The sequence below is a fragment of the Microbacterium sp. SORGH_AS_0969 genome, from assembly GCF_030818255.1.
Classification (GTDB): Bacteria; Actinomycetota; Actinomycetes; order Actinomycetales; family Microbacteriaceae; genus Microbacterium.
Genome location: NZ_JAUTAG010000001.1, coordinates 2,666,493 through 2,692,995 on the forward strand (window position 1 = coordinate 2,666,493; position 26,503 = coordinate 2,692,995).

The 26,503-nt window shown below is 70.7% G+C and carries 24 protein-coding genes and 1 tRNA gene; 22 read left to right on the forward strand and 3 right to left on the reverse strand.

What is annotated here, in order from left to right:
* The first annotated feature begins 124 nt into the window (after positions 1-124).
* The 7 genes from QE388_RS12485 to QE388_RS12515 all read left to right on the forward strand — a co-directional run bounded on the left by QE388_RS12485 (position 125) and on the right by QE388_RS12515 (position 9,756).
* On the forward strand, positions 125-1,039 hold the full coding sequence (locus QE388_RS12485) for a M23 family metallopeptidase (protein WP_307385639.1): 915 nt from the start codon (positions 125-127) through the stop codon (positions 1,037-1,039).
* A gap of 371 nt (positions 1,040-1,410) precedes the next feature.
* On the forward strand, positions 1,411-1,908 hold the full coding sequence (locus tag QE388_RS12490; protein ID WP_058598194.1) for an HNH endonuclease: 498 nt from the start codon (positions 1,411-1,413) through the stop codon (positions 1,906-1,908).
* A 71-nt stretch (positions 1,909-1,979) separates the two neighbouring features.
* The gene (locus QE388_RS12495) at positions 1,980-2,537 is read left to right on the forward strand and encodes a cysteine hydrolase family protein (protein WP_275797830.1); all 558 of its coding nucleotides are present in this window, start codon (positions 1,980-1,982) and stop codon (positions 2,535-2,537) included.
* Positions 2,538-2,635: 98 nt separating this feature from the next.
* On the forward strand, positions 2,636-3,364 hold the full coding sequence (locus tag QE388_RS12500; RefSeq protein ID WP_373426623.1) for a hypothetical protein: 729 nt from the start codon (positions 2,636-2,638) through the stop codon (positions 3,362-3,364).
* On the forward strand, positions 3,364-4,908 hold the full coding sequence (locus QE388_RS12505) for a DNA polymerase Y family protein (RefSeq protein WP_307385640.1): 1,545 nt from the start codon (positions 3,364-3,366) through the stop codon (positions 4,906-4,908). Before QE388_RS12500 ends, QE388_RS12505 begins: the two co-directional genes overlap by 1 nt.
* Positions 4,909-5,109: 201 nt before the next feature.
* Entirely contained in the window at positions 5,110-8,565 is a 3,456-nt protein-coding gene (locus tag QE388_RS12510) for an error-prone DNA polymerase (protein ID WP_307385641.1), read from the forward strand.
* Between the two features lie 69 nt (positions 8,566-8,634).
* The gene (locus QE388_RS12515; RefSeq protein WP_307385642.1) at positions 8,635-9,756 is read left to right on the forward strand and encodes a DUF2510 domain-containing protein; all 1,122 of its coding nucleotides are present in this window, start codon (positions 8,635-8,637) and stop codon (positions 9,754-9,756) included.
* 13 nt (positions 9,757-9,769) lie between these two features.
* Here QE388_RS12515 and coaBC read toward each other — a convergent pair whose 3' ends face one another.
* Positions 9,770-10,972: a bifunctional phosphopantothenoylcysteine decarboxylase/phosphopantothenate--cysteine ligase CoaBC gene (gene coaBC / locus QE388_RS12520; RefSeq protein WP_307385643.1), complete on the reverse strand. Its 1,203-nt coding sequence runs from the start codon at positions 10,970-10,972 to the stop codon at positions 9,770-9,772.
* Positions 10,973-11,137: 165 nt separating this feature from the next.
* On the opposite strand from coaBC, the gene QE388_RS12525 reads away from it, so the two are divergent.
* The 9 genes from QE388_RS12525 to paaK all read left to right on the forward strand — a co-directional run bounded on the left by QE388_RS12525 (position 11,138) and on the right by paaK (position 20,308).
* Positions 11,138-11,872, forward strand: a complete 735-nt coding sequence (locus QE388_RS12525; RefSeq protein WP_307385644.1) for an NRDE family protein — start codon at positions 11,138-11,140, stop codon at positions 11,870-11,872.
* Positions 11,873-11,886: 14 nt separating this feature from the next.
* Positions 11,887-11,962 (forward strand) — tRNA-Arg (locus tag QE388_RS12530).
* Between the two features lie 169 nt (positions 11,963-12,131).
* Positions 12,132-12,995 (forward strand): DUF4436 family protein, encoded by an 864-nt coding sequence (locus QE388_RS12535; protein ID WP_307385645.1) that lies wholly within the window; start codon positions 12,132-12,134, stop codon positions 12,993-12,995.
* A 278-nt stretch (positions 12,996-13,273) separates the two neighbouring features.
* On the forward strand, positions 13,274-14,464 hold the full coding sequence (locus tag QE388_RS12540; RefSeq protein ID WP_307385646.1) for an acetyl-CoA C-acyltransferase: 1,191 nt from the start codon (positions 13,274-13,276) through the stop codon (positions 14,462-14,464).
* Between the two features lie 214 nt (positions 14,465-14,678).
* Complete coding sequence (locus tag QE388_RS12545; protein ID WP_307387132.1) at positions 14,679-15,404, forward strand: enoyl-CoA hydratase/isomerase family protein; 726 nt, start codon at positions 14,679-14,681, stop codon at positions 15,402-15,404.
* 41 nt (positions 15,405-15,445) lie between these two features.
* The gene (locus QE388_RS12550; RefSeq protein WP_373426646.1) at positions 15,446-16,246 is read left to right on the forward strand and encodes a 3-hydroxyacyl-CoA dehydrogenase family protein; all 801 of its coding nucleotides are present in this window, start codon (positions 15,446-15,448) and stop codon (positions 16,244-16,246) included.
* Complete coding sequence (gene paaZ, locus QE388_RS12555; protein WP_307385648.1) at positions 16,243-18,294, forward strand: phenylacetic acid degradation bifunctional protein PaaZ; 2,052 nt, start codon at positions 16,243-16,245, stop codon at positions 18,292-18,294. The genes QE388_RS12550 and paaZ overlap by 4 nt, the downstream gene beginning before the upstream one ends.
* Positions 18,291-19,001 (forward strand): hydroxyphenylacetyl-CoA thioesterase PaaI, encoded by a 711-nt coding sequence (paaI, locus tag QE388_RS12560; RefSeq protein ID WP_307385649.1) that lies wholly within the window; start codon positions 18,291-18,293, stop codon positions 18,999-19,001. Before paaZ ends, paaI begins: the two co-directional genes overlap by 4 nt.
* On the forward strand, positions 18,998-20,308 hold the full coding sequence (paaK, locus tag QE388_RS12565; protein WP_373426624.1) for a phenylacetate--CoA ligase PaaK: 1,311 nt from the start codon (positions 18,998-19,000) through the stop codon (positions 20,306-20,308). Before paaI ends, paaK begins: the two co-directional genes overlap by 4 nt.
* Positions 20,309-20,320: 12 nt before the next feature.
* Here paaK and QE388_RS12570 read toward each other — a convergent pair whose 3' ends face one another.
* The gene (locus QE388_RS12570; protein WP_307385650.1) at positions 20,321-21,043 is read right to left on the reverse strand and encodes an HAD family hydrolase; all 723 of its coding nucleotides are present in this window, start codon (positions 21,041-21,043) and stop codon (positions 20,321-20,323) included.
* Between the two features lie 103 nt (positions 21,044-21,146).
* Here QE388_RS12570 and paaA point away from each other — a divergent pair, with 103 nt between their 5' ends.
* The 6 genes from paaA to QE388_RS12600 all read left to right on the forward strand — a co-directional run bounded on the left by paaA (position 21,147) and on the right by QE388_RS12600 (position 25,943).
* A complete protein-coding gene (gene paaA, locus QE388_RS12575) occupies positions 21,147-22,118 on the forward strand; it encodes a 1,2-phenylacetyl-CoA epoxidase subunit PaaA (RefSeq protein ID WP_275797279.1) in 972 nt (323 codons plus the stop codon).
* The gene (gene paaB / locus QE388_RS12580) at positions 22,118-22,423 is read left to right on the forward strand and encodes a 1,2-phenylacetyl-CoA epoxidase subunit PaaB (protein ID WP_307385651.1); all 306 of its coding nucleotides are present in this window, start codon (positions 22,118-22,120) and stop codon (positions 22,421-22,423) included. The genes paaA and paaB overlap by 1 nt, the downstream gene beginning before the upstream one ends.
* A 287-nt stretch (positions 22,424-22,710) precedes the next feature.
* Positions 22,711-23,547, forward strand: coding sequence for a 1,2-phenylacetyl-CoA epoxidase subunit PaaC (paaC, locus tag QE388_RS12585; RefSeq protein ID WP_307385652.1), 837 nt, complete (start codon positions 22,711-22,713; stop codon positions 23,545-23,547).
* Positions 23,541-24,026, forward strand: coding sequence for a 1,2-phenylacetyl-CoA epoxidase subunit PaaD (gene paaD / locus QE388_RS12590; RefSeq protein ID WP_307385653.1), 486 nt, complete (start codon positions 23,541-23,543; stop codon positions 24,024-24,026). The genes paaC and paaD overlap by 7 nt, the downstream gene beginning before the upstream one ends.
* Positions 24,026-25,165 (forward strand): 1,2-phenylacetyl-CoA epoxidase subunit PaaE, encoded by a 1,140-nt coding sequence (paaE, locus tag QE388_RS12595; protein ID WP_307385654.1) that lies wholly within the window; start codon positions 24,026-24,028, stop codon positions 25,163-25,165. The genes paaD and paaE overlap by 1 nt, the downstream gene beginning before the upstream one ends.
* Positions 25,166-25,172: 7 nt before the next feature.
* The gene (locus tag QE388_RS12600) at positions 25,173-25,943 is read left to right on the forward strand and encodes an enoyl-CoA hydratase/isomerase family protein (protein WP_307385655.1); all 771 of its coding nucleotides are present in this window, start codon (positions 25,173-25,175) and stop codon (positions 25,941-25,943) included.
* Here QE388_RS12600 and QE388_RS12605 read toward each other — a convergent pair.
* Entirely contained in the window at positions 25,930-26,424 is a 495-nt protein-coding gene (locus tag QE388_RS12605) for a hypothetical protein (protein WP_307385656.1), read from the reverse strand. The two genes, QE388_RS12600 and QE388_RS12605, sit on opposite strands and share 14 nt — an antisense overlap.
* Positions 26,425-26,503: the final 79 nt, after the last annotated feature.

A 26,503-nucleotide genomic window follows, 5' to 3' on the forward strand; every position in this document is an offset into this window, starting at 1 on the left:
CGGACCCCTCGCGGTTTGCCTCCCCGGCTCGTCGTCCGCAGAGGGTGAAGCCCGCACATCGTGCCCCCAATATCGAGTGCTGACGAGCCAGCGTCTTCACGGACGCAGAGGCGCCGGAGGAAATTTGGCTGAACACACCCATCCCGTCGATGACCGACCCGAGGTCTCCTCGACGGGGCTGACCCGGAAGAGCGCGCGCGCAGCGGTTGCCCGACCCTCGCGTCGCACCATTCGACCCACCGCTCCCGCGGCATCCCCGGTTCCCCGGACCGCGCCGCCCGCCCGTTCGCTTCCCGCGGCCCGCCGCGTCGGAAAGCCCCTGCGCAGCGCCGTCATCCTGTCGATGGTGGCCGGTCTGGTCGCCACGGTCGCGATCCCGGCCTATGCGGCGACGGTGCCCCCCTCGAACACGGTGACCCTGGGTGAGATGTCCGCTCCCGACAACCAGTCGATGGTCGTCGCCTCTGACGTCGCCAGTGAGGCCCTCGATCGCAGCAGCTACTCGGCGACCACCGCCGACGAGATCCAGAAGAAGAAGGATCAGGAAGCCGCCGCTGCCGCCGCCGCGGAGCGTGCGCGTCAGCTGGCCGCCAGCGCCGGCGCATCGCTGTCGAACATCGACCTCAACATGACCGCTCCCGGTTCGGGAGAGGTGCGCTGGCCGCTGACGAGCTACGTGCTCGGTCGTGGTCTGTGGGACTCCGGATATCACCAGGGCGTCGACCTGCTCGCTCCCGGTGGGCAGCCGATCTTCGCCGCCGCCGCGGGCGTGGTGAGCACCTCGTCCGAGAGCTTCGGCGGCTACGGCGTGGGTATCGTCATCGAGCACGTGATCAACGGTCAGAAGGTCTCGACCACGTACGGACACATGACGTACGGCAGCCGTCAGGTCCAGGCGGGCGACACCGTCGCCGCGGGCCAGCTCATCGGTCTCGTCGGGTCGACCGGAAGCTCGACCGCCAACCACCTCCACTTCGAGGTGCACATCAACGGCCAGGTCGTCGACCCCTACGCCTGGCTGCAGCAGAACGCGGGCTGACCGCTTCTCCTCGAGCGCTGGACCTCGACAGCTCGACCTCGACACGGCGTGTCGGAGACTCCTGTTCTCCGACACGCCGTTTCTTGTTTCCCGATCTCGCGGACCCGGGCGTGTCGGTGGTGGGTTAGCCTGTCAGCGACGTCGGGAAGAACCGAAGGGAAAAGCCGATGAACGCCAGGCCACGCATCCGCACCATGGATGCGCTCGGGCTGCTCGTTCTTCGGCATCGTCTGTTCGGATGCCACGGTCTCACCGTGACTCCTCGGGCGCTGTCTGTCTAGACAGCGCCTTTTTTCATACGCCTGCGCACCTTCCTCTCGTCGCGAGTCGAACATCCGAGAAGCCGTCTCGGCCATTCGAGAGGAGACCTCATGCGTACTCTGGTGCTGAACGCGGGCTACGAACCGCTCGCCGTCGTGTCGTTCAAACGAGCGCTCGTGCTCGTGATGAACGAGAAGGCCACCGTCGTCGAGCGCGTCGACGAAGATCCGGTCTGGGCCGCGGGAGGGACGTACGATCGCCCGGCCGTGATCATCCTCACGCGGTACATCCGGGTGCCCGGGGCGCGTCAGGTGCCGGTCACCCGGCGAGGGGTGCTCCGCCGCGATGCCCACCGGTGCGGGTACTGCGGCAAGACGGCCTCGACCATCGACCACATCCTGCCGCGTTCGCGCGGGGGGAAGGACACGTGGGAGAACCTCGTGGCCTGCTGCCTGCGATGCAACAACGTCAAGGGCGACCGCACGCCGCAGGAGATGTCGTGGGAACTGCGGGTGATCCCCGCCCCGCCGAGGGGGTCGTCGTGGACGGTGCGCGGTGTCGACAAGAGCGACCCGCGGTGGGAGCCGTATCTCGCGCTCGCGGCGTGATGGCGCTCGTGCGTCGGTGATCGTCCGCTTCCCGCGGCCCTGGTGTCGGCGGTCGGTGGTGGAATGGGGCCATGACACGTGCTCTGGTCGTCATCGACATGCAACGGGGTTTCGACGACCTCGCGTTCTGGGGTCCCACGGCCAATCCCGACTGTGAGGCCAACGTCGCCGCCCTTATCGAGAGGTGGAGCCGCGAGGGCGAGCCGATCGTGATCGTGCGTCACGATTCCCCGAAGGAAGGCTCGCCGTTGCACCCCGCGGCGCCGGGGAACGCCCTCGTCCCGGCGGTGGCCGCCGTCGAGCCCGACGTGCTGGTGAGCAAGAGCGTGAACTCGGCGTTCTACGGCGACCCCGACCTGCGGGTATGGCTCGACGAGCGCGGCATCCGGGATCTGGTGATCTGCGGAATCCAGACGAACATGTGCGTCGAGACGACCGCGCGGATGGCGGGAAATCTCGGGTACGACGTGACGGTTGCTCTGGATGCCACGCGCACCTTCGATCTGATGGGCGAGGTCGCGGGCGTCGGGACGGTCAGCCGGACGGCGGCGGAGTTGATGGCCGACACCGCTCTGGTGCTCCAGCAGGGCGGATTCGCGCGCATCGTGCGGACGGTCGATCTGCTCTGAGGGGCGCTGGTCATCGCGCTCGGGACGATGTCGGAGGTAGATCGTATCTTCGAACCACAGGGATTGAGAGTGTAGAACACATGTTCTAACCTGTGGGAGTGAGGGCGATCGTGCGAGACCAGGTGCAGGCGGTGCCTGACATCCACGCGCTGCGAGACCGTCTCGAGCGCATGCAGGGCCGGCGGATGGACGCCCCCGTGCTGCCGACGCACCCGGCTTTCACCTCGCTCCTTCCCGGCGGGGGACTGCGGTCGGGCTCGGCCTATGCGATCGCCCGGTCGTCGTCGCTGCTGCTCGCCCTCATGGCGCGCCCGTCGCAGGACGGAGCCTGGTGCGGAGTCATCGGCATGCCCGAACTGGGGGCGGAGGCCGCCGAGAAGTATGGGCTCGATCTCGACCGTCTCGTCTTCATCCCCGATCCCGGGCCGCGCTGGTTGGCGGTCACGGCGACGATCGCGGAGGTGCTTCCCGTCGTCGCCGTGCGCCCTCCCCAGGGCTCGAACGCGGCACGCGGCGGGGCCGAGGCCACGCGATTGGCTGCGCGTCTGCGTGACCGGGGGACCGTTCTGCTGGTGCAGGGATCGTGGCCGCAGGCGGAGGCCGTCATCGATGTGACCGACCCGCGTTGGACGGGACTGGGGCAGGGGAACGGATACCTGGCCGGTCGCGAGCTGACGGTGTCGGTGAGCAGCCGACGCTCTCCGAACGCCCGCCGGGCGCGCATGCTGCTGCCCGCGGCCGACGGCACGATCGAGATGCTCGGCGCTCCGACCGAGCGTCTCGTCCCGCGCACGCACGAGACGTACCGCACCCGGGCGGTGGGCTGATGCAGGCGCCCACGCGCAGCCTCGTGCTGTGGTTCCCCGACTGGCCGATCACGGCGTTCGCCCGCGAAGCATCGTCGCCCCCGCGCGATGACGCCCCCGTGGCGGTGTTCGCGAACAACGTCGTCGTCGCCTGTTCGGCTGTCGCCCGTGCTCACGGGGTCCGGCGCGGGCAGCGTCGACGCGACGCGCAGGCGCTCTGCCCTACCTTGGTGGTGATCGCCGCCGACCCGGTCCGTGACGCGCGGGTCTTCGGTCCCGTCGTCGCACGCATCGAGGACCATGCGCCGGGCGTGCAGGTCGTCCGGCCCGGACTCTGCGCCCTGCGCGCCCGTGGCCCCGCGCGGTACTACGGCGGCGAAGCCGAGGCGGCGCGCACGCTCATCGACCTCCTCACCGCCGACGGCTTCTCCGGGGTGCGCGCGAGCGTCGCGGACGGGATCTTCACCGCCGGCCATGCGGCGCGCGCGGCGTCTTCCGATGACCCCGTGCGGGTGGTTCCTCCCGGCGACGCCGCGCCCTTCCTCGCGCCGCTGTCGGTGGCGGCCCTCGACGACGACGAGATGGCGAGTCTGCTCGCGCGACTGGGAGTCCACACCCTCGGCGCCTTCGCCGCGATGCCCGTCGAGCGGGTGCTCGAGAGGTTCGGGCCGCGGGGAGCGCGACTGCATGCGCTGGCCGGTGGGCGCGACTCCCGACCCGTCGAACCGCGTATCCCTCCTCCCGAACTCCACCGCGACGTCGCGTTCGAACCCCCGCTCGATCTCGCCGACCAGGTTGCTTTCGGCGTCCGCGTGGCGGCCGATGAGTTCATCGCCCACCTCGGTGCTCAGAATCTCGTCTGCACCGAGCTGCGCGTCGTGCTCTCCGGAGAACGGGGAGAGCGCAGCGAGCGTGTCTGGCTGCATCCGGGGTCTTTCGACGCGGCGGCCGTCGTCGACCGTGTGCGCTGGCAGCTCGCCGAAGACGGGCAGGGCATCTTCGGCAGCGGGGTCGCCGGGGTGCACATCGCACCCGAGGCCGTCGACGACGCCGCGCACCACAGCAAGGGGCTCTTCGGCGCCGGGCCTGACGAGCGGGTGCATCACGCGCTCTCGCGTGTGCAGGCCATGCTCGGCCATCGCGGGGTGGTGACGCCGACGATCGGCGGGGGCCGGTGGCTCGCGGAGCGCCAGGTGCTGGTCCCGTGGGGCGATCGCGCGGTGACGGCCAAGGACCGCACCCGCCCCTGGCCGGGCAGTCTGCCGGATCCCCTGCCGGCGACCGTCTACCCCGAGCCGCGGCTGGTGGAGGTCACCGACATCGCCGGGGCACCCGTCACGGTGGGGGAGCGCGATGCGCTGAGCGCCCCGCCCGCGGTGCTCGTCACGGGCGAGCAGCGCCGCCGCATCCTCGAGTGGGCCGGACCGTGGCCCATCAGCGAACGGGGATGGGATCCTCTGCGTCGACGCCGGGCGCACCGGTTCCAGGTCGTCGACGCCGACGGGGGCGCGTGGCTGCTCGTGGTCGAAGAGGGGGAGTGGCGAGCGGAGGGGCGTTATGACTGAGCGCGTGGCCCCGCGGGGTGTCGCCCCGCGCGGTGTCGCGCCGCGCGGCGTCGTCGCCCAGCCCGTCGAGTGTCCAGAACACGCCGCAATGCGGGGCGGGGATACGGCGTTTCTTGGACACTCGACGGAGCTTGCGGGGGCGGGGTGGCGCCGGGCGGCGTGGCGCGCGGCGAGGCGGTGCGTGAGGGCGGGGGTGCCCTGATGGGGTGGAACAACCCGCCGGTGAAGTGGTCGGAGCTCGAGCGCCTGCTCAGCGACGCGCGGCGCCCGACAGGGGCTCCGCCGAACGGCGACGGAGGCGACAGCCCGGCGTGGTCGCACAAGCGCGGAGCCTATGTCGCCCCGGAGATCGAGCGCCCCGCGGACGCCGTGCCCTATGCCGAACTGCACGCGCATTCGTCGTACTCGTTCCTCGACGGGGCCTCCTCACCCGAAGAGCTCGTCGAAGAAGCAGAACGCCTAGGTCTTCACGCGCTGGCGGTCACCGATCACGACGGGTTCTACGGGATCGTGCGTTTCGCCGAGGCGGCTGAGGCGCGAGCGGTGCGGACCGTGTTCGGGGCCGAGCTCTCGCTCGAGCTCCCCGGACCCCAGAACGGCGAGGCCGACCCCGCGGGATCGCACCTTCTCGTGCTGGCTCGGGGCGAAGAGGGATACCACCGTCTGGCCGCAGCGATCACCCACGCGCAGCTCACCGGGGCCGAGAAGGGCCGCCCGGTCTACGACCTCGCGGAGCTCGCGGAGCGTTCCGGCGGCCCGAAGGATCCGCACTGGGCGGTGCTCACCGGATGCCGCAAGGGAGCCGTGCGGCACGCGCTGGCATCCGAAGGTCCGGCGGCGGCCGCTCGCGAGCTCGACACGCTCGTCGACCTCTTCGGCGTCGAGGCCGTGTTCGTCGAGCTGATGGATCACGGGAACCCACTCGACTCGCGCCACAACGACGTGCTGGCCGCCCTCGCCGCGGAGCGCGGACTGCCGATCCTCGCCACCAACAACGTGCACTACGCCGTTCCCCGGAAAGAACTGCTCGCGGCCGCCGTCGCGGCTGTGCGGGCGAACCGCGGTCTCGACGAACTGGACGGGTGGCTCCCGGCCCATGCCGGTGCGCATCTGCGCTCGGGGGCCGAGATGGCGGCCCGGTTCGCCCGCCACCCCGGCGCGGTGGCACGCACGGTGACGCTCGCCGACGAGCTCGCTTTTCCCCTGCGTCGCGCCAAGCCTGCGCTGCCGAAGCAGGCGGTGCCCGAGGGACACACGCCCATGTCGTGGCTTCGTCATCTGGTGTGGGAGGCCGTGCCGCGCAAGTATCCGAACCTCTCCGACGACGATCGCGACCGCATCGAGCGCGAGCTCGGCGTCATCGAGATGAAGGACTTCCCGGGGTACTTCCTCATCGTCTACGGCATCGTCGCCGAGGCCCGACGTCGCGGCATCCTGTGTCAGGGACGCGGGTCGGCCGCCAACAGTGCGGTCTGCTTCCTGCTCGACATCACCGCGGTCGACTCGATCTTCTACCGGCTGCCGTTCGAGCGGTTCCTGTCGAGCCTGCGCGACGAGGAGCCCGACATCGACGTCGACTTCGACTCGGACCGGCGCGAAGAGATCATCCAGTGGGTGTACGAGACGTACGGGCGCGAGCGTGCGGCGCAGGTGGCGAACGTCATCCAGTACCGCCCGAAGAACGCCGTGCGCGACATGGCCCGCGCGCTCGGGCATTCGCCCGGGCAGCAGGATGCGTGGTCGAAGCAGGTCGAACGGTGGGGAGCCACGCTCGAGACCGGAGCCGATCACGACATCCCCGATCAGGTCATCGAGTTCGCGTCCGAGTTGCTGAAGGCCCCTCGGCATCTCGGCATCCACTCCGGGGGCATGGTGCTCACCGACCGTCCGGTGGGCGAGGTCGTGCCGATCGAGCACGCGCGGATGGAGAATCGCACGGTCATCCAGTGGGACAAAGACGACGCCGCGTGGATGGGGCTGGTCAAGTTCGACCTGCTGGGTCTCGGCATGCTCGCGGCGCTGCAGTATTGCTTCGACCTGATCCGGGATGCCACGGGCGAGACGTGGGAGCTGTCGACGCTGCCGAAAGAAGAGAAGGCCGTCTACGACATGCTGTGCCGCGCCGACTCGATCGGGGTCTTCCAGGTGGAGTCGCGGGCGCAGATGGGACTGTTGCCCCGGTTGCAGCCGCGGAAGTTCTACGACCTCGTGGTGCAGATCGCGCTCATCCGCCCGGGGCCGATCCAGGGCGGTGCCGTGCACCCTTTCGTGCGGCGGAAGCTCGGTCAGGAGCCGATCACGTACGTGCACGAGAAGCTGCGACCCGTGCTCGAGCGCACCATGGGGGTGCCGGTGTTCCAGGAGCAGCTCATGCAGATGGCGGTCGCGATCGGCAACTGCACGCCCGAGGATGCCGACCTGCTCCGGCGGGCGATGGGGTCCAAACGCGGGCTGGAGCGGATCGACTCCCTGCGCGAGAAGCTGTACGCGGGTATGGCCGAGAACGGGCTCGTCGGCCAGGTCGCCGACGACCTCTACGCGAAGATCCAGGCGTTCGCGAACTTCGGTTTCGCGGAGTCGCACTCGCTCTCGTTCGGGCTTCTGGTGTACGCGAGCTCGTGGATCAAGCTGCACTACCCGGGCGTGTTCCTCGCCGGGCTCCTGCGGGCTCAACCGATGGGGTTCTATTCGCCCGCCACGTTGACCGCCGACGCGCGGAGGCACGGAGTGCGGGTTCTCCGGCCCGACCTGCTGCGCTCGGGTGTCGAGGCGGAGATGGAACCTCTCGACGAGGCGCGTGCCCACGGGCCCACGGGGCTCGAGGCCTGCACCGCCGCGCATGCCCACGGGCCCACGGGGCTCGAGGCCTGCACCGACGCGCACCAGCCGCCGACGGGGGAGTTCGACCGATCGGCACCCGACGAGACCGCCGCACACCGGAGGGACGGAGCGTTCGCGGTACGGCTCGGACTGGCGGGAGTGACCGGGATCGGCGCGAAGGTGGCGGAGCGGATCGTCGCCGAAAGGGAGCGGAGCGGTCCCTTTCGCGACATGCGCGACCTCGTGCGGCGTACGGGGCTGATCACCTCGCAGCTCGAGGCGCTCGCGACCGCGGGAGCCTTCGAGAGCCTCGGCCATTCGCGACGAGAAGCGATCTGGCTTTCGGGGTCGGCGGCCCAGGACCGCCCGGAGTTCCTTCCTGACTCTCTCGTGGCGGTTCAGCCTCCGCTGTTCACCGACCCGACGAGCTATGAACTGCTCGCGTCCGACCTGTGGGCGACGGGTCTCTCCACCGACGATCACCCCCTCACGCACTTCCGATCGGCGCTCGACGCGCGCGGGGTCCTCACCTCTCGCGAACTGCAGACGGCAGAGACCGACCGCCGGATCGAGGTGGCGGGGCTGGTCACCCACCGCCAGCGTCCGGCGACGGCATCCGGGATCACCTTCCTCAACCTCGAAGACGAACACGGCCTCATGAACATCATCTGCTCGGTCGGGGTCTGGAATCGCTACCGCCGGATCGCGCGCGAGTCGCCCGCCCTGATCGTCCGGGGCATGCTCGAACGCTCGGTCGAGGGCGTGACGAACGTGGTGGCCGACGGCTTCACCGACCTCCGCGTGGGCGTCTCGCACGCATCGAGGGATTTCCGGTGATCGCGAGCCCGCTCACTAGACTCGGGGGACTCGCATGAACCGCCCGCATCACCATCCAGGGGGACGACCATGACCGACACGCCCACTCCGCCCGAAGGCTGGTACCCCGACCCCGCCGGCAGCGGCGGGACGCGACGCTGGGACGGTATCGCGTGGACGGACGAGGTGCGTCCGGCGGTCAGCGAGCACACGGATGGCGCGCAGGTCGATGCGCCGAGCTCCGCCGAGGTCGAGACGACAGCGGTCGCCACAGCGGGCGAGAGTCGGGATGAAACCGAGGCCGCGGCTCCCGCCGCGTCGACCGCGCACCCCGCGGCGCCCACCGAGTCTGTGCCCTCTCCGGCCCCGGCTCCCACTGGTCCGTCCCCGGCCGCGTCGGATGTTCCGGCCGAAGCGGCTGCTCCGCCGGCTTCCACGGTGCCCGCGGCGCCCATCACGCCCGCGGCTCCCTCGGCCACGACCACCCCCGCGGCGCCGACCACCCCCGCGGCTCCCGCGGCCCCCGCCGGCACCCCGGCCTACTCCACCGCGCCGGGCTACCCGGGTGCGGCCGCCGCCTCAGCTCCGGGATACCCCGCGTCTCCGGGCTACGGCGCCGCGCCGGGGTACCCCGCGGCGCCGGGATACCCGGCCGCCCCGGGCTACGCCGGAGCGTCCACCCCTGCGACCCCAGCGAAGAGCGGTGTCCCCACCGACACGGTCTGGGTGTGGCTGATCGTCGCCCTGCCACTGGTGCAGTTGCTGTCGTTGTTCCTCATCGACTGGCGGTCGATCCTGGAACAGGCGATCTACTCGGCGGCGTTCTCCGAGAGCGGCGGGTACTCGTCTTCCATGCTGAGCGCGTCGGTCGGAACGACCCTCGCCACCCTGGGGGTGAGCGTCCTCTCCCTCGTGATCGCGGGTCTCAGCATCCTCTTCGCGTTCCTCGACTGGCGTCAGCTCCGCGCACGCGGAATCCAGAACCCGTTCCACTGGGCCTGGGCGTTCTTCGTCTTCCTCATCTCGTCCGGCGTGTACGTCATCGGCCGCGGGATCGTCCTGCGCCGGCAGACCGGCAAGGGACTCGGCCCGATCTGGGGTTTCATCGCCGTGACCGTCGTGTCGCTCATCGCGGCGACGATCTGGGCGGTGGTCGTCCTCCGCGAGGTGTTTGCCCTCATCGAGCAGGTCGCCTACTACTACAGCTACTGATCGCACATCGCGGTCAGCCCCGTCGGCGGGTGACGATCGCGTCGAGCAGAGCGTGGGCGGTGTCGTCCTTCGAGCCGGATGCCGCCGCCACGACCTCGCCCTCGCGCTCGACGATCACGAGCGCGTTGTCGGTCGACTCAAACCCTCGCGTCCAGCCGACCGCGTTCGCCGCCAGCAGGTCGACGCCTTTGCGCGCCGCCTTGGTGCGGGCGCGTTCGAGCAGCTCGTCGTCGTCGCGGACCGTCTCGGCGGCGAACGCGACGATCGTCTGCCCGTCGCGGCGCGCGGCGACGAGACCGGCCACGATGTCGCGGTTCTCGACGAGCTCGAGAGTGAGTCCTCCGGGGGCGTCCTGCTTGCGGATCTTGTTCTCCGACACCGAGGCCACGGAGTAGTCGGCGACCGCCGCGGACATGACGACGACGTCGGCGTCGGGGGCCGTGGCATCCATCGCCCTGCCCAGTTCATCGGCGGTCGCCACGGCGATGACCTCGACCCGTGGATCGGGGACGACGTCGGCGTCGAGGTGCGCGGCGACGAGGGTCACGCGGGCGCCGCGGTCGGCGGCGGCTCTCGCGATCGCGACGCCCTGTCGACCGCTCGAACGGTTGCCGAGGAAGCGGACCGGGTCGATGGGTTCGCGCGTGCCTCCGGCGCTGACGACGATCGATACGCCCTCGAGATCGCGGGTGCGCTCGACGAGGGACAGTGCGAAAGCGGCGATGTCCTCGGGCTCCGACATACGGCCCGGACCCGAGTCGCCTCCCGTGAGGGCTCCGTCCGCGGGGCCGACGACGTGGACACCGCGTTCCCGCAGCACCCGCATGTTGTGCGTGGTCGCCGGGTGCCGCCACATCTCGGTGTGCATCGCCGGGGCGACCACCACCGGCGCGGTTGTCGCGAGAAGGGTCGTGCCGAGGAGATCGGATGCCAGGCCCGCCGTCATCGCGGCCAGGGTGTTCGCCGTGGCGGGGGCGACGATCACGAGCTCGGCCGATTGCCCGAGCCCGACGTGGCGGACCCGCGCGACATCGTCGTGGACCGAGGTGGTGACGGGGTTGCGGCTGATCGCCTCCCACGTCGGGGTCCCGACGAAGCGCAGGGCGTCGTCGGTCGGGATGACGTGCACGTCGTGCCCCGCTTTCACGAGAAGGCGCACGAGGCCCACGGTCTTGTAGGCGGCGATTCCCCCGGTGACCCCGACGACGATGAACATCGCCCCAGTCTTCCAGGTGGGGGCTCTTCCCGGTGTTTGGGCTCTTCCGATGCCCTGTTCTTTCGATGCCCTGCTCTTTCGGATGCCGGTCGGGAAGGAGGGAGGGGGAGCGGTTCGGGGGCGCGACGCGACCACCGTTCGCGTGGCGCGGGTAGCGTGGAGCGGGTGTGCACCGTCGTGATCGATGTTCCCGTTGTGGTGGACGAGCCGGTGCGGCTCCTCGCCGTCCGGGACGAGGATCGTGAGCGCCCCTGGCGCGGCATCGGGCCCTGGTGGCCGGATCGACCGCGTGTTCTCGGCGTGCGCGACGACCGCGCCGGCGGTGCCTGGCTCGCGGTCGACCCCGACCGCCGTCGGCTGGCGGTGCTGCTCAACCGCGAAGACCTCTCGGGCCGCGGCGACGACGAGGTGGTCAGCCGCGGCGCGATCGCCCTCGACGCGCTGGGGGACGGCGTCCCCGAGAATCCGCCGACCCGGGGGTTCAATCTCGTCGAAGTGGATGCCACGGGTGCATACCTCGTCGAGTGGGACGGTCTGCGGACGCAGCGCACGCGGCTGGAACCCGGGACCCACATGATCGCGCACCACGCGGCGGATGACCCGGGAACGCCACGGATCGCGAGATGGCTCGAGGAGTTCCGTCGCGCCGGCGTCGGGAACGGATCGAATTGGTTCGAGCCGTGGCTCGCGGTCGTCGAGAACTCGACACACGATCCCGGATCGTCGGTCCTCCGGCGAGATGCGCATGACGGTCTCGTGCTCGAGTCGCTCCTCGTGTGCGCGGCCCGCATCGGAACCGATGGCGTCGAGGTCCGCGAAGCGGCCCTCCCCGAACCGGGGCGATGGGACGCGGGTCTGCCGACGCGGCTGTTCTCGGGCGACCCCCTGTCGCGACGGTAGGCTGGTGGCATCCCGCCTCCGTAGCTCAGGGGATAGAGCGCCGCACTCCTAACGCGGGCGTCGCAGGTTCGAATCCTGTCGGGGGCACCACATCGATGACGATGGACGCCGTCGCCCCCGGCTCATGATCTGAGGTGCCGGTCGGTGCTGACCGTGTGACACGCGTCATCGACGCGTGGCTACCGTGCGTTTGAGCGTGGTCGAGTGGACGGCCGCGCGGAGAGCCGGACATCGCACCACGCTCTGCCACACTGACATCGTGAGCAGCACAGTGCGGCCTCGGCGCCGGACCCTTCTCGGAGTCGGGGGCATCGTTGTGGCGATCCTCGCCCTGTACGTCACGGTCGTCGCGCTGTACGCGAGCGGAAGCGACATCGTTTCGCGGGGTGGCGACGAGCCTCCGGCCGACGCGGTCGCGCTGGTGCTCACGCCGGAGAAGATGGATGCCGCGACGAGTCGACTCACGGTGTCGCTGTTGCCGAATCAGGCGGGCGAGGGGGAGTACACGAACGGCATCGTGGTGAACAAGCCGTTCTACGTGCTGGTGTCGGCCGTCGCGGGTTCGAAGGCGGTGCAGTACGAGCCGAGCCGCCTCGTCGAGCCGGCGGAAGTGTCGTTCGTGATGGACGGCTCCATCGCGGAGTGGCCGTTCGATCGATACCGGGTGACGTCGTACATGGTCGCGGGTGTGGACGATGAGAATGCCGAGACCGTTCCCCTCCCGACGGCGATCGATGTGAGCGGGCGTGGTGTGACGGGGTGGGACATCACGATGACCGCGCACGACGGCGGGAACGGTCTGATCGCCGTCGACATCGTGGCGTCGCGGTCGGGCGCGACGGTGGCGTTCGGCATCGTGCTGTTGACGCTCATGATCATCATCCCCACTCTCGTCCTTGTGGTCGCGATCGCCGTGCTGCGGGGGCGACGCAAGGTCGAGGTCACGGCGCTGGGCTGGATGGGTGCGATGCTCTTCGCGACGATTCCGCTGCGCAACTTCCTCCCCGGATCGCCGCCGATCGGCTCGTGGATCGACTACCTCATCGTGCTGTGGGTCCTGGCGGCGCTGGTCGCGGGGCTCGTCGTCTTCGTGATCGCCTGGTGGCGGCGCGGTCCGGCCTGAGCCCCGTCGCGGTTCCTCCCCGTGCCTGCGTGGCGCGGACGCGCGTCGGGCCATGCGCCCCGAGGTGACTCGATGTGTGCGAGGTCACCTCCGCTGACGCGATCGGACGGTGTGGCCTCGACCCGATCATGTGATCTCGGGGGCGCGCCGGCAGAGCGGCGATGCCGCGGCGTTGCCCTCGGCGGCATCCTCTGACATGATTACTGAACGATCGGTCGGAAAACCTCGCGGACGAGGTGGAGACGACCCCGCCAGAGTCGGCGGGGGAGAGGATGGCGATGTCGCAGGCGTTTCTCATCGGCGGTGCGCGCACCCCGGTCGGCCGATACGGCGGGGCTCTGGCATCCGTTCGTCCCGACGATCTCGCGGCCCTCGTGGTCGGCGAAGCCGTGGCCCGCGCGGGCGTTCCGGTCACCGCGATCGACGAGGTGATCCTCGGAGCGGCGAACCAGGCCGGCGAAGACAACCGGAACGTCGCGCGCATGGCCGTGCTGCTCGCCGGGCTCCCGGATGCCGTTCCCGCCCTCACCGTGAACCGCTTGTGCGCCTCGGGGATGAGCGCGATCGCGCTTGCGGCCCAGGCGGTGCGCGCGGGCGACGCCGACATCGTCGTCGCGGGAGGCGTCGAGTCGATGACCCGCGCGCCCTGGGTGCAGGCGAAGCCGTCGAAAGCGTGGGCGAAGCCGGGCGAGGCGTTCGACACCTCGATCGGTTGGCGGTTCACCAACCCTCGCCTCGCCGTCCGCGACAAGGCCACGTTCACCATGCCCGAGACCGCCGAAGAAGTGGCCCGGGTCGACGGGATTTCCCGTGCCGACGCCGACGCGTTCGCTCTCCGCAGCCACGAGAGGGCGATCCGGGCTCAGGATGCCGGACGCTTCCGCGACGAGATCGTCGCCGTCGAGACCCCTCGCGGATCGGTGGACACCGATGAGGGGCCGCGTCGGGACACCTCGCTGGAGGTGCTCGCGGGACTCCGGCCCGTCGTGAAGGGCGGGGAGGTGGTCACCGCGGGCAACGCGAGCTCCCTCAACGACGGCGCCTCGGCGATCGTGGTGGCGAGCGCCGAGGCGGTCGAGCGGTACGGCTTGCGGCCGCGCGCACGGATCGTCTCGCACGCCTCGGCCGGAGTGGCTCCCGAGGTCATGGGACTCGGTCCGGTGCCCGCGACCGAGAGAGCGCTCGCGAAGGCCGGGCTCTCGGCATCCGATCTGGGGGCGGTCGAGCTCAACGAGGCGTTCGCCTCGCAGTCGCTCGCCTGCATGCGCCGGCTCAGCCTCGACCCCGAGATCGTCAACGCCGACGGAGGGGCGATCGCGCTCGGGCATCCGCTCGGATCGAGCGGGTCGCGGTTGGTCGTCACTCTGCTCGGCCGGCTCGAGCGGGAGGACGCGCGGTATGGCCTCGCGACGATGTGCGTCGGTGTGGGTCAGGGCACCGCGATGATCGTGGAGCGGGTCGATGGCTGAGTCGACGACCGGTTCTCGCGCGGGGGCGGTGGCTTCGACAGGCTCAGCCACCGGCGCGACAGTCACCGGCACGTCCGAGGCCCCTGAGCGGGCCGAGGTCCCTGAGCGGGCCGAGGTCCCTGAGCGGGCCGAGGTCCCTGAGCGGGCCGAGGTCCCTGAGCGGGCCGAGGTCCCTGAGCTTGTCGAAGGGACCGGTACCCCCGACGCACCCCGCCTGCGCATCGACGCGCACGACGACCGCGTGGTCGCCACCCTCGACCGCCCCGACCGCCGCAACGCGATCGACCAGGCCATGGTCGACGAGCTGCACGCGCTGTGCGCTGAGCTCGAAGAGCACCCGCGCTCGCTGATCCTCACCGGCGCGGGCGGCATCTTCGCCGCCGGTGCCGACATCGCGCAACTGCGCGAGCGCACCGGCGATGACGCCCGTCGGGGCATCAACGCGACCGTCTTCGATCGCATCCGCCATCTGCCCATGCCGGTCATCGCCGCCGTCGACGGGTACGCGCTCGGCGGGGGAGCCGAGCTGGCGTATGCGGCCGACATCCGACTCGGCACCCCGCGTGTGCGTTTCGGCAATCCTGAACCCGGCCTCGGCATCATCGCCGCGGCGGGCGCTGCGTGGCGCCTGCCCGAGATCGTCGGCCACGCGCGCGCGAGCGAGCTGCTGCTGACCACCCGCGTGATCGACGCCGACGAAGCTCTCGCCTGGGGTCTCGTGTCGAGCATCCACGAGCCGGACGCCCTGCTCGACGCCGCCCACGCGATCGTCGACCGGATCGCCGCGAACTCCGTGCGGGCGACGATCCTCACCAAGCGTGCGCTGCTCGCCCCGCGCGCGGAGCATCCCGCGATCGACGGCGAGCTGCAGGCTGAGCTGTTCGACAGCGCCGACAAGCGCGCGCGTATGACCGCGTTCCTCGAGAGGAAGAAGAAGTGACCACGCTCCCCGAAACCGTCGGCGTGCTGGGCGGAGGCCGCATGGGCGCCGGTATCGCCCACGCCTTCCTGATCGCCGGCGCGCGCGTCCACGTCGTCGAGCGTGACGCCGCCGCGGCCGACGCCGCCCGCGAGCGCGTCGAGGCCGCCGTGGCCCGCTCTGCGCAGAAGGGCATCGAGATCCCGGATGCCGACACCCTCACGACCGGCGTCGACACCGCCGCGTTCGCCGACGCGGGCCTCGTGATCGAGGCCGTCCCCGAGGATCGCGCGCTCAAGCTCGACGCCCTCGCGCGGATCGAGGGAGTCGTCGACCGCGCCGCGGTGGTGGCATCCAACACCTCCTCCATCTCGATCGACGCGCTCGCCGCCGCGCTCCGCCGCCCCGAGCGGTTCCTCGGCCTGCACTTCTTCAACCCTGTCCCGGCATCGGCGCTGGTCGAGGTCGTCACCGGCTCGCGCAGCGAACCGCAGGTCGTCGGCGCGGCGACCGACTGGGTGGAGGCCATCGGCAAGACCGCCGTCGTCGTGCGCGACGCCCCCGGCTTCGCCTCCAGCCGTCTCGGTGTCGCGCTCGGGCTCGAAGCCATTCGCATGCTCGAAGAAGGAGTGGCGAGTGCGCACGACATCGACACGGCGATGGAGCTGGGGTACCGGCATCCGATGGGCCCCCTGCGCACGACCGACGTCGTCGGACTCGACGTGCGCCTGGGCATCGCTGAAGAACTCGAGCGTGCGTTCGGCGCGCGCTTCACCCCGCCCGCGCTGCTGCGAGAGCTCGTCGCCCAGGGGCACCTGGGCCGCAAGACCGGCCGCGGATTCTACGAATGGAGCGAACGATGACGTTTCTGCCGAGCTACGTGAACGGCGCGTGGTGGATGCCCCAGGACGATCCCGACGCCGCGGTCGTGCGCGACGCCTCGACCGGTGACGAGATCGTGCGGGTCAGCACGAAGGGTCTCGATCTCGCCGGAGCGGTCGCCTACGCGCGCCGCGAGGGCCAGAGAAGCCTCGGTTCCCTCACCTTCCCCCAGCGGGCGATGGTGCTGAAGAACCTCGCGATCGCCCTGAACGAGCGCCGCGAGGAGCTGTACGCCCTCTCGGAGCGCTCGGGGTCGACCCGGCGCGACTCGCTCAGCGACGTCGACGGTGGCATCGGCGTGCTCTTCACCTTCTCGTCGAAGGCCCGTCGCGAGCTGCCCGCCGGAAAGGTCGTGCTCGACGGGCCGATCGAGCCGCTGTCGAAGGACGGCTCCTTCCTCGGCCGGCACGTCTACACGCGCCTCCCCGGCGTCGCGGTGCAGATCAACGCCTTCAACTTCCCGATGTGGGGAGCGCTCGAGAAGTTCGCGCCGGCGTTCCTCGCCGGGCTGCCCACGATCGTCAAGCCCGCGACCCCGACGGCGTACATCGCCGAGGCGTGGGTGCGGATGGTCGTCGAGACCGGACTCCTCCCCGAGGGATCGCTGCAGCTGATCAGCGGGAGCGTCCCGGGCCTGTTCGACCTGCTCGATCTCGGCGACACCGTCGGTTTCACCGGCAGCGCCTCGACCGCCGAGCGACTGCGCGCCCAGGCGAAGCCCGGCGTGCGCTTCACGAGCGAGACCGACTCGATCAACGCCTCGATCCTCGGCCCCGACGCCGCGCCCGGCACCCCCGAGTTCGACGCGTACGTCAAGCAGTTGCTCGTCGAGATGACGACCAAGGCCGGCCAGAAGTGCACGGCGATCCGTCGCGCGATCGTGCCGGCGGGGATGACGGATGCCGTGGCCGAAGCGTTGCGTGCCAAGATCGCCGAGCGTGTCGTCATCGGCGACCCGCGCACCGAGGGCGTCACGATGGGCCCGGTCGTCTCGATCGAGCAGCGCGACGAGGTGCGGCGGCAGGTGGCGGCGCTCCAGGCGGCGGGAGGGCGGTTCGTCGTCGGCTCGGCCGAGGCGCCCGAGGGCACGCCCGTGGAGGGGGCGTTCCTCCAGCCCATGCTGCTGGCCTTCGTGGATGCCGCGACCCCGGCCGTCAACGACATCGAGGCGTTCGGGCCGGTCGCGAGCATCGTCGAGTACGCCGATGTCGCGGAGGCGGCGGCCATCGTGGCGCGCGGCGGCGGCTCGCTCGTCACGAGCGTCGCGACCCACGACCCCGACGTCGCGACCGAGCTGCTCACCCGAATGGGAGCGATGAACGGTCGCGTGCTCTTCCTCGACCGCGACGACGCGCGCACCTCCACCGGGCACGGCGCTCCCGTGCCGCACCTCGTGCACGGCGGGCCCGGTCGCGCCGGCGGTGGGGAGGAGCTCGGCGGCATCCGTTCGGTGCTCCATTACATGCAGCGCACGGCGATCCAGGGCTCGCCGCGCATGCTGACCGCGCTCACCGGGGTGTGGCATCCGGGTGCCGAGACCGACTCCGCCGGGACGCACCCCTTCCGCAAGCCCCTGTCCGAGCTTCGGATCGGGGATGCCGTGGAGTCGGCCGAACGACAGGTCACCCTCGACGACATCGAGGTGTTCGCGAGATTCACCGGCGACACGTTCTACGCGCACATGGACGAGGAGTCGGCGGCGGCCAACCCCTTCTTCCCGGGGCGTGTGGCCCACGGCTACCTGCTCGTGTCATGGGCGGCGGGATTGTTCGTCGACCCCGCGCCCGGCCCGGTGCTCGCGAACTCGGGGCTCGAGAACCTTCGCTTCGTCACCCCCGTCTCACCCGGCGACCGCATCCGCGTCGCGCTGACGGCCAAGCAGATCACCCCGCGCGAGACCGACGAGTACGGCGAGGTTCGCTGGGATGCCGTCATCCGCAACCAGCGCGACGAGATCGTCGCGCAGTACGACGTGCTCACGCTCGTGGCGAAGACGTGGGCGCCCGCGCCTGTGGCGGTGCCCGCATGACCCTGCGCCCGATGATGCGGAACGATCGGGCGTCGGCGATGCTCGGCATGGTCGTCGAACACGACGCGCCGGGGGAGTCGCGGGTGTCTATGACCGTGCGCGACGACATGCTCAACGGCTTCGCCATCACCCATGGCGGACTCGTCTTCACGCTCGCCGACACCGCGTTCGCGATCGCCTGCAACGAGGACGAGCGGGTGACCGTCGCCGGTGGTGCCGACATCACGTTCCTGAAGTCCACGACCGCCGGGCAGACGCTCACGGCGACGGCCGCGCGCCGCGCCCGCAGTGGTCGGACGGGCCTGTACGACATCCGCGTGACGGATGAGACGGGTGACCTCGTCGCCGAGGTGCGCGGCCGCAGCATCACGACCGACCGGCGACCGCCGGCGGCGCCCCCGGTCCCTTCGACGGGCTCAGGGACCTCCGCCGCGGCAGGGACCTCCGCCGCGGCAGGGACCTCCGTCGCGGCAGGAACCTTCGCCGCGCCGGTGGCTGAGCCTGTCGAAGCCTCCGGCCCCCGACCCGTGCGGTTCCCGGTCCCTTCGACGGGCTCAGGGACCTCCGCCGCGGCAGGGACCTCCGTCGCGGCAGGAACCTTCGCCGCGCCGGTGGCTGAGCCTGTCGAAGCCTCCGGCCCCCGACCCGTGCACGACCCCGATCCCGAGCGCAACGCCGCGCTCCCCACCACGGAGGTGTCTCGATGACCATGACCGTTTCCTCGCGCCCCGACTTCCTGGCATCCGTCGATCCGACCGGCATCCCGCTCGAGAGCCTGCGTGCGCTGCAGCTCGAGCGGCTGCGGTGGACCGTGCGCCACGCCTACGAGAACGTCGCTTTGTATCGGCGCAAGTTCGACGAGGCCGGCGTCGGCCCCGACGACATCCGCAGCCTCGACGACATTCGCCTGCTGCCCTTCACGACCAAGGCCGACCTGCGCGAGACCTACCCGTTCGGCATGTTCGCCGTCCCGATGCCCGACGTCCGCCGCATCCACGCCTCCTCTGGAACCACGGGCCGTCCCACTGTCGTCGGGTACACCGCCGGCGACCTCGATCGCTGGGCCGACCTCGTCGCGCGCTCGCTGAGCGCCGCCGGTATCCGCGCGGGCGACCGTGTGCACAACGCGTACGGGTACGGCCTGTTCACCGGCGGTCTCGGTGCGCACGCGGGGATCGAGCGCCTCGGCGCGACGGTCATTCCCATGTCGGGCGGGCAGACCGCGCGGCAGGCGCAGCTCATCCAGGACTTCGCGCCGGATGCCATCCTCTGCACGCCGAGCTACCTCCTCACAATCGCCGACGCGCTCGAAGCCGCCGGCGTCGACCCGCGCTCGACGTCGCTCCGCGTCGCGGTGCTCGGAGCCGAGCCGTGGACCAACGAGATGCGCCGCGAGATCGAGCGCCGCCTCGACATCGTCGCCGTCGACATCTACGGCCTGAGCGAGGTGATGGGTCCGGGTGTGGCATCCGAGAGCGCCCTCACCAAGGACGGTCCGCACATCTGGGAGGACCACTTCCTCCCCGAGACGATCGACGGCGAGACCGGCGCCCCTGTCGCGGACGGCGAACTCGGCGAACTGGTCTTCACCTCCCTGACCAAGGAGGCGTTCCCGGTGATCCGCTACCGCACCCGCGACCTCACCCGGCTGCAGCCCGGCACGGCGTTCCCGTCGATGCGGCGCATCGAGAAGATCACCGGCCGCAACGACGACATGATCATCCTCCGCGGCGTGAACCTCTTCCCGACGCAGATCGAGGAGATCGTGCTCGGCATCGAGACTCTCACCCCGCACTTCGTCCTCGAGCTGCGTCGCGAGGGACGAATGGATGCCATGACCGTCCGCATCGAGAGGCACCCCGCCCTGGAACGAGAGGTGTGCGAGGCGGCGGGCGTCGTCCTGCAGCAGCGCATCAAAGTGCACATCGGGACGAGCGTCGACGTCCGTGTCGAGGAGCCCGGCGCGCTCCCGCGCAGCGAGGGCAAGTACAAGCGCGTGTACGACCTGCGCTGACGCTTCTCATGCTCACGCATGACCTCCCCCGGCGTGCGTATGGCGCAAGTCAGCGGGGCTGGCGGCGGCCGCGGTCAGGCCGGGCGCGCGAGGGGAGTGTCGTCGAGGCCGTCGATCAGGTCGCGGAGGCTGTCGAACACGTGCGCGGCGCCGGCGTCCCGCAGTTCCTCGGGTGAGAAGCCGCCGGGTGCGCACCGCGATCGTGGGGACCTCCGCGCGGGCGGCGGCGATGGCATCCCACGGGGAATCACCGATCATCACGCCGCTCGATCCGGGCACCCTCTCCAGCGCTGTCTGCACGAGGTCGGGCGCGGGTTTGCTGGCCTCGACGTCGTCGGACGAGGTCCATGCGTCGGCGAGGCCGCGCGCATCGACGAGGTCGAGGAAGTGCTCGACGTGTTCGCTCTTGCCGGAGCTGGCGAGCACGACCTGAAAGCCTCGCCGCTTCACCTCGACGAGAAGGTCGTGCGCCCCGTCGAAGGGGTGCACCTCGTCGATCATCGGCTCGAACTCCTCGGTCCACGCCTCGCGCAGGGCGTCGCCGTGCCGGTTCTCGACGTCGTCGCTCGTGAGCGAGGGGACGAGCTGATCGCCGCCCATGCCGATCGAGCGATGGATGCGCCAGATGGGCAGAACGATGTCGAAGCGCAGGAACGAGCGGTACCACGCGAGCGCGTGCTGGTAGTTCGTGTCGACGAGGGTGCCGTCGACGTCGAAGATCGCGGTGTCTGCCATGCGCCCACTCCACGCGCTCGCGCCCGAGGCGTCACGCCCGTTGCGGTTGCCCAACCCCTCCGCTACAGTTTTACTGAACGATCGGTCTGTAAAGGAGTCGACGATGACCATGACCGCACCCACCCCGGATGCCCTGGATGGCGAGGCGATGTTCGACGCGCTCATCGAGGCCGACGGCCGCATCGAACCGCGCGACTGGATGCCGGACGGCTACCGCCGCACCCTGATCCGCCAGATCTCCCAGCACGCGCACTCCGAGATCATCGGCATGCAGCCGGAGGGGGCGTGGATCACGCGCGCGCCGAGCCTCAAGCGCAAGTCGATCCTGCTCGCGAAGGTGCAGGACGAAGCAGGGCACGGCCTCTACCTCTACTCCGCCGCGCAGACCCTCGGCATCACGCGCGACGAGATGACGCAGCAGCTCGTCGACGGCAAGGCCCGCTACTCGTCGATCTTCAACTACCCCACCCCGACCTGGGCCGACATGGGCGCCATCGGCTGGCTCGTCGACGGTGCCGCGATCTGCAACCAGGTGCCGCTGTGCCGCGCCTCATACGGGCCCTACGGTCGCGCGATGGTGCGCATCTGCAAAGAGGAGTCGTTCCACCAGCGCCAGGGGTTCGAGATCCTGCTCACCCTCATGCAGGGAACCGACGCGCAGCGCGAGATGGCTCAGGATGCCGTGAACCGCTGGTACTGGCCGAGCTTGATGATGTTCGGGCCCCCGGATGACGACTCGCCCAACTCGGCGCAGTCGACGGCGTGGAACATCAAGCGCTTCAGCAACGACGTGCTCCGCCAGCGCTTCGTCTCGATGCTCGTGCCGCAGGCCGCTGTGCTCGGCGTGACGCTGCCCGACCCCGACCTGCGCTTCAACGAGGAGACGGGTCAGTACGACATGGGCGAGATCGACTGGAGCGAGTTCCACGAGGTGCTCGCCGGGCGTGGACCGCTCAACACGATGCGGCGTCAGCACCGTCGCGACGCGCACGAAGAGGGCGCCTGGGTGCGGGAAGCCGCCGCGGCGTACGCCGCGAAGAAGAGTGCCGCCCGTACCGAGACGGCGGCTGCCTGATGGCGACGCCGGGTGGGAGCCCCACCGAGACGTGGCCCCTCTGGGAAGTGTTCGTGCGCGCGAACCGCGGTCTGAGCCACGTGCACGTCGGCTCGCTGCACGCCCCCGACGCCGAGCTCGCCGTGCGCAACGCGCGCGACCTCTACACCCGTCGCGGCGAGGGCGTCTCGGTGTGGGTCGTGCCTTCGGATGCCGTGACCACGAGCGATCCGGGAGCGAAGGGCGCGTTCTTCGAGTCGCCGGCGGGAAAGAACTACCGTCACGCGGTGTACTACACCGCCTCCGAGGGGGTGCCGCACCTGTGAGCACCTCGACCGATCACGAGTCCCGGTCCCTTCGACAGGCTCAGGGACCTGACGCGGCCCAGGTGGCTGAGCCTGTCGAAGCCCCCGACGCGGGGGGCCGGTCCCTTCGACAGGCTCAGGGACCTCACGCGGCCCAGGTGGCTGAGCCTGTCGAAGCCCCCGACGCGGGGGGCCGGTCCCTTCGACAGGCTCAGGGACCTGACGCGGCCCAGGTGGCTGAGCCTGTCGAAGCCCCCGACGCGGGGGGCCGGTCCCTTCGACAGGCTCAGGGACCTCACGCGGCCCAGGTGGCTGAGCCTGTCGAAGCCGCCGACCCGCACGGCGACGTCTCTCTCGACGCCCGCGAGCTCGCCGCCGAGCTCGCCGGGGGAGAGGACCGCGCCACGGATCCCGACGTCGCCGCCTACGCGCTGCGCCTCGGCGACGACGCGCTGATCCTCGCCCAGAACCTCTGCGGCTGGATCGCCCGCGCCCCCGAGATCGAGGAGGACGTCGCCCTCGGCAACATCGCCCTCGACCTGCTCGGCCACGCCCGCTCCCTGTTGCGTTACGCGGGCAGCTACGACGGTCGGACCGAAGACGACCTCGCCTACTGGCGCGACGAGAAGGAGTTCCGCAGCGCCTGGCTCTTCGAACTCCCGAACGGCGACTTCGCCCACACGATCGTCCGCCAGCTCCTGGCATCCGCGTACCTCGTCGAGCTGTACCGCGACCTCACAGCATCCACCGATCCGGTGCTCTCCGCCGTCGCCGCGAAGGCCGAGAAGGAGGTCGACTACCACCGCGACCACGCCGTGCAGTGGACACTCCGCCTCGCCGGCGGAACCGACGAGTCGCGGCGCCGCTTCCTCGTCGCCCTCGACGACACCTGGCCGTACCTCGACGAGCTGTTCCGCGACGAACCGCTCCACGACCGACTCGACGGGGTCGCGGTGCGTCCCTCGACGCTGCGCACGCGGGTCGACGAGGTCGTCGCGACGGTGTTCGCCGAAGAGGACGTCGAGGTTCCCGGCATCCCGTTCTCGTCCGCCGGAGGTCGCCGTGGCATCCATCACCCGTCGTTCGGACCCCTGATCGCCGAGATGCAGGTGCTGGCCCGCCGACACCCGGGGGCGACATGGTGACCGCGACCGCCGAGTACGCGCGCAAGGTCGCCGCCGCCGTGGTCGACCCCGAAGTCCCGGTGCTCACGATCGACGACCTCGGCGTGCTCCGCGATGTGCGAGTCGACGGCGACATGGTGACCGTCACGATCACCCCCACGTACTCGGGCTGCCCCGCGGTCGAGGCGATCCGCGACGACATCGTCCTCGCCCTCACCTCGGCCGGTTTCGACCGTGCGGTCGTGCAGACCACCCTCACCCCGGCCTGGACCACGGAGTGGATGAGCGACGAGGGAAGGCGAAAGCTCACCGAGTACGGCATCGCCCCGCCGACCGGGCGTGCTCCCGCCGGCCCCATCCGACTGAAGCTCAGCGTCGCGTGCCCCCGCTGCGGCTCGCTCGACACCCGCGAGGTCTCGCGCTTCGGCTCCACCTCGTGCAAGTCGCTGTGGGAATGCCGCGCCTGCCTCGAGCCCTTCGACCACTTCAAGGCCCTCTGATGACGATGACGGATGCCACGCCCTCGCGCGTTCCGACCACTCCCGCCCCGCGCGCCCGCGCGCGCTTCCACACCCTGCGCGTCGCGGACGTGCGGCCCCTCACCCCGACCGCGATCGAGGTGACGTTCGCGGTTCCCGACGAGATCGCCGACGCCTTCGATTACGCGCCCGGCCAGTACGTCGCCCTGCGGGCCACGGTCGACGGGGAAGAGCTCCGCCGCTCGTACTCGCTGTGCCGTCCGCCCGCTCGTGGCGCGATCAGTGTCGGCATCAAGCGCGACCCCGACGGACGCTTCTCGTCGTGGGCGCACGAGGGCCTGCGTCCGGGCGACGAGATCGACGTCATGAGCCCGCAGGGCACATTCGTGTCGAAGGTGTCCATCGCCACCGGTCACGTGGTCGCGATCGCCGCGGGGTCGGGCATCACCCCGATCATGGCGCTCGCCGCGGGCGTCCTCGAGCGCTCCGCCGACAGCCGCATGACGATCGTCTACGCCAACCGCTCGTCGACCGACGTCATGTTCGTCGACGAGCTCGCCGACCTCAAGGACCGCTACCCGTCCCGCCTCACGCTCCACCACGTGCTCTCGCGTGAGCAGCGCGCCGCCCCGGTGTTCTCGGGACGACTCGACGAGGAGCGGCTGCGCCTGATCCTGTCGCGACTCATCGACCCGGCATCCGTCGACGAGTGGTTCCTCTGCGGTCCCTTCGCCCTGGTCGAGGTGTGTCGCGAGACGCTCGCCGAGGCGGGCGTTCCGCGCGACCGCGTGCGGTTCGAGCTGTTCACCGCCGGTGACGGTGACGCCCCCGCGCAGACCGGGGGAGCGCGCCCCGTGCGCGTCCGCGCGGACGAACCCGTCCGCTCCATCGAGGTCACCCTCGACGGTCAGTCCGCGCATGTCGACAGCCCGGTCGCCGCGAATGAGACGATCCTCGCCGCCGCCCTGCGTGTCCGCCCCGACGTGCCGTTCGCGTGCGCGGGAGGGGTGTGCGGCACGTGCCGCGCGCGGGTCATCGAGGGATCGGTGTCGATGACCGAGAACTACGCGCTCGAGCCCGACGAGATCGAGCGCGGATACGTGCTGACCTGCCAGTCGCACCCGACCTCCGACGCCGTGCGCGTCGACTACGACGGATGAGGATGCCGTGATCGACTACTCCTTCGCCGATGACCTCGCGATCATCACGCTGAACGCGCCCGCGCGGCGCAACGCGCTCGGTCTCGAGGCGCTGACTGCGGTCGCCGAGGCGTACGACCGCGCCGAGGCTGACGGCGCCCGCGCCGTCCTGCTCCGCGGCGAAGGGCCGTCGTTCTGCGCGGGACGCGACATCTCCGGCGTCGACCCGGCGACCGACGACGTCGCCGGATACCTCGACGCCACGCTCGCGCCGCTCCTGCGTCGCATGGCGGCTTTTCCCGCGCCGACATTCGCCGCCGCTCAGGGCGCGTGCCTCGGCGTGGGCCTCGGTCTGCTCATCGCCACCGACGTCGTCTTCGTCGCCGACGACGCGAGAATCGGCTCGCCCTTCGCCGCCCTCGGCGCGACCCTCGACTCCGGCGGTCACGCCCTGTTCGTCGAGCGCCTCGGCACCCACGCCACTCTCGACCTCATCTACACGGGCCGGATGCTGACGGGCGACGAGGCCGTGCGCGCCGGGCTCTTCTCACGGGTGGTTCCGGCATCCGAGGTCCAGGATGCCACCGAGCTCGCCGCCCGCCGGGCCGCGGCCGGACCGACCGAGGCGTTCCGCGCCAGCAAGCGCATCGTCACGGCGATCCGCGACGAGCGGCTGGGCCTGTGGGAGGCGATGGCGCTCGAGAACCGCGCGCAGGCCGCCCTCTCCCGGACGGAGGACTACCGCGAGGGCTTCGCCGCGTTCCAGGCGAAGCGCGCCCCCGAGTTCACGGGGCGCTGACGTCCGCGTCGCTCGCGCGCACGAACGGGAGGCACTGCCCGTCGTCGACGTTGCCGTACTCGAGGCACAGCCCCGGGCCGGAAGCTCGGAGGTTCACCGAGAAATCGTCTCGCGGATCGTGGACGTGAGGAATCACGGACACGGAGCCGCTGTCGCGCGTGCCGGTCGGGTCGAAGAAGAGCCACTCACCGTCCAGGTCGACCGTGTCGTTCCTGTCGAGCTCGACGGGCTCCGGTTGCGAGGGATCACTTGTCACCGCCGCGCGGGGAACATGCTCGAGTCGCACGGTGCCGTCTTCATCGAAACGGAGGATGGCGGAATGCTCGTTCTTCGGCGCTGTCCATTCGCCGATCAGATCGTCGCTCGTCTGGAGAGGAGGGGGCGAGGCAGCGCACGACCCGCACAGCGCGACGAGCAGAATGGGTGCCACCGTCTTCGCGACGCGCGAGGCCGCGGTGCCGAAGAGGGGCCGCGCTTCCATGGTCGCAGTATGACATTGCGCCGCGACCGGCCCGTCCGTCCGCGTGCGCCGCTCGCGCAGCCGGCCGGTGATTGAATCG

Coding starts and splice junctions, on each gene's coding strand:
- QE388_RS12490 (WP_058598194.1), top strand. CDS start 1,411: ATGCGTACTCTGGTGCTGAACGCGGGCTACGAACCGCTCGCCGTCGTG.
- QE388_RS12495 (WP_275797830.1), top strand. CDS start 1,980: ATGACACGTGCTCTGGTCGTCATCGACATGCAACGGGGTTTCGACGAC.
- QE388_RS12505 (WP_307385640.1), top strand. CDS start 3,364: ATGCAGGCGCCCACGCGCAGCCTCGTGCTGTGGTTCCCCGACTGGCCG.
- QE388_RS12510 (WP_307385641.1), top strand. CDS start 5,110: ATGGGGTGGAACAACCCGCCGGTGAAGTGGTCGGAGCTCGAGCGCCTG.
- QE388_RS12515 (WP_307385642.1), top strand. CDS start 8,635: ATGACCGACACGCCCACTCCGCCCGAAGGCTGGTACCCCGACCCCGCC.
- coaBC (WP_307385643.1), bottom strand. CDS start 10,972: ATGTTCATCGTCGTCGGGGTCACCGGGGGAATCGCCGCCTACAAGACC.
- QE388_RS12540 (WP_307385646.1), top strand. CDS start 13,274: ATGTCGCAGGCGTTTCTCATCGGCGGTGCGCGCACCCCGGTCGGCCGA.
- QE388_RS12550 (WP_373426646.1), top strand. CDS start 15,446: ATGGGCGCCGGTATCGCCCACGCCTTCCTGATCGCCGGCGCGCGCGTC.
- paaZ (WP_307385648.1), top strand. CDS start 16,243: ATGACGTTTCTGCCGAGCTACGTGAACGGCGCGTGGTGGATGCCCCAG.
- paaI (WP_307385649.1), top strand. CDS start 18,291: ATGACCCTGCGCCCGATGATGCGGAACGATCGGGCGTCGGCGATGCTC.
- paaK (WP_373426624.1), top strand. CDS start 18,998: ATGACCATGACCGTTTCCTCGCGCCCCGACTTCCTGGCATCCGTCGAT.
- QE388_RS12570 (WP_307385650.1), bottom strand. CDS start 21,043: ATGGCAGACACCGCGATCTTCGACGTCGACGGCACCCTCGTCGACACG.
- paaA (WP_275797279.1), top strand. CDS start 21,147: ATGACCATGACCGCACCCACCCCGGATGCCCTGGATGGCGAGGCGATG.
- paaB (WP_307385651.1), top strand. CDS start 22,118: ATGGCGACGCCGGGTGGGAGCCCCACCGAGACGTGGCCCCTCTGGGAA.
- paaD (WP_307385653.1), top strand. CDS start 23,541: ATGGTGACCGCGACCGCCGAGTACGCGCGCAAGGTCGCCGCCGCCGTG.
- paaE (WP_307385654.1), top strand. CDS start 24,026: ATGACGATGACGGATGCCACGCCCTCGCGCGTTCCGACCACTCCCGCC.
- QE388_RS12605 (WP_307385656.1), bottom strand. CDS start 26,424: ATGGAAGCGCGGCCCCTCTTCGGCACCGCGGCCTCGCGCGTCGCGAAG.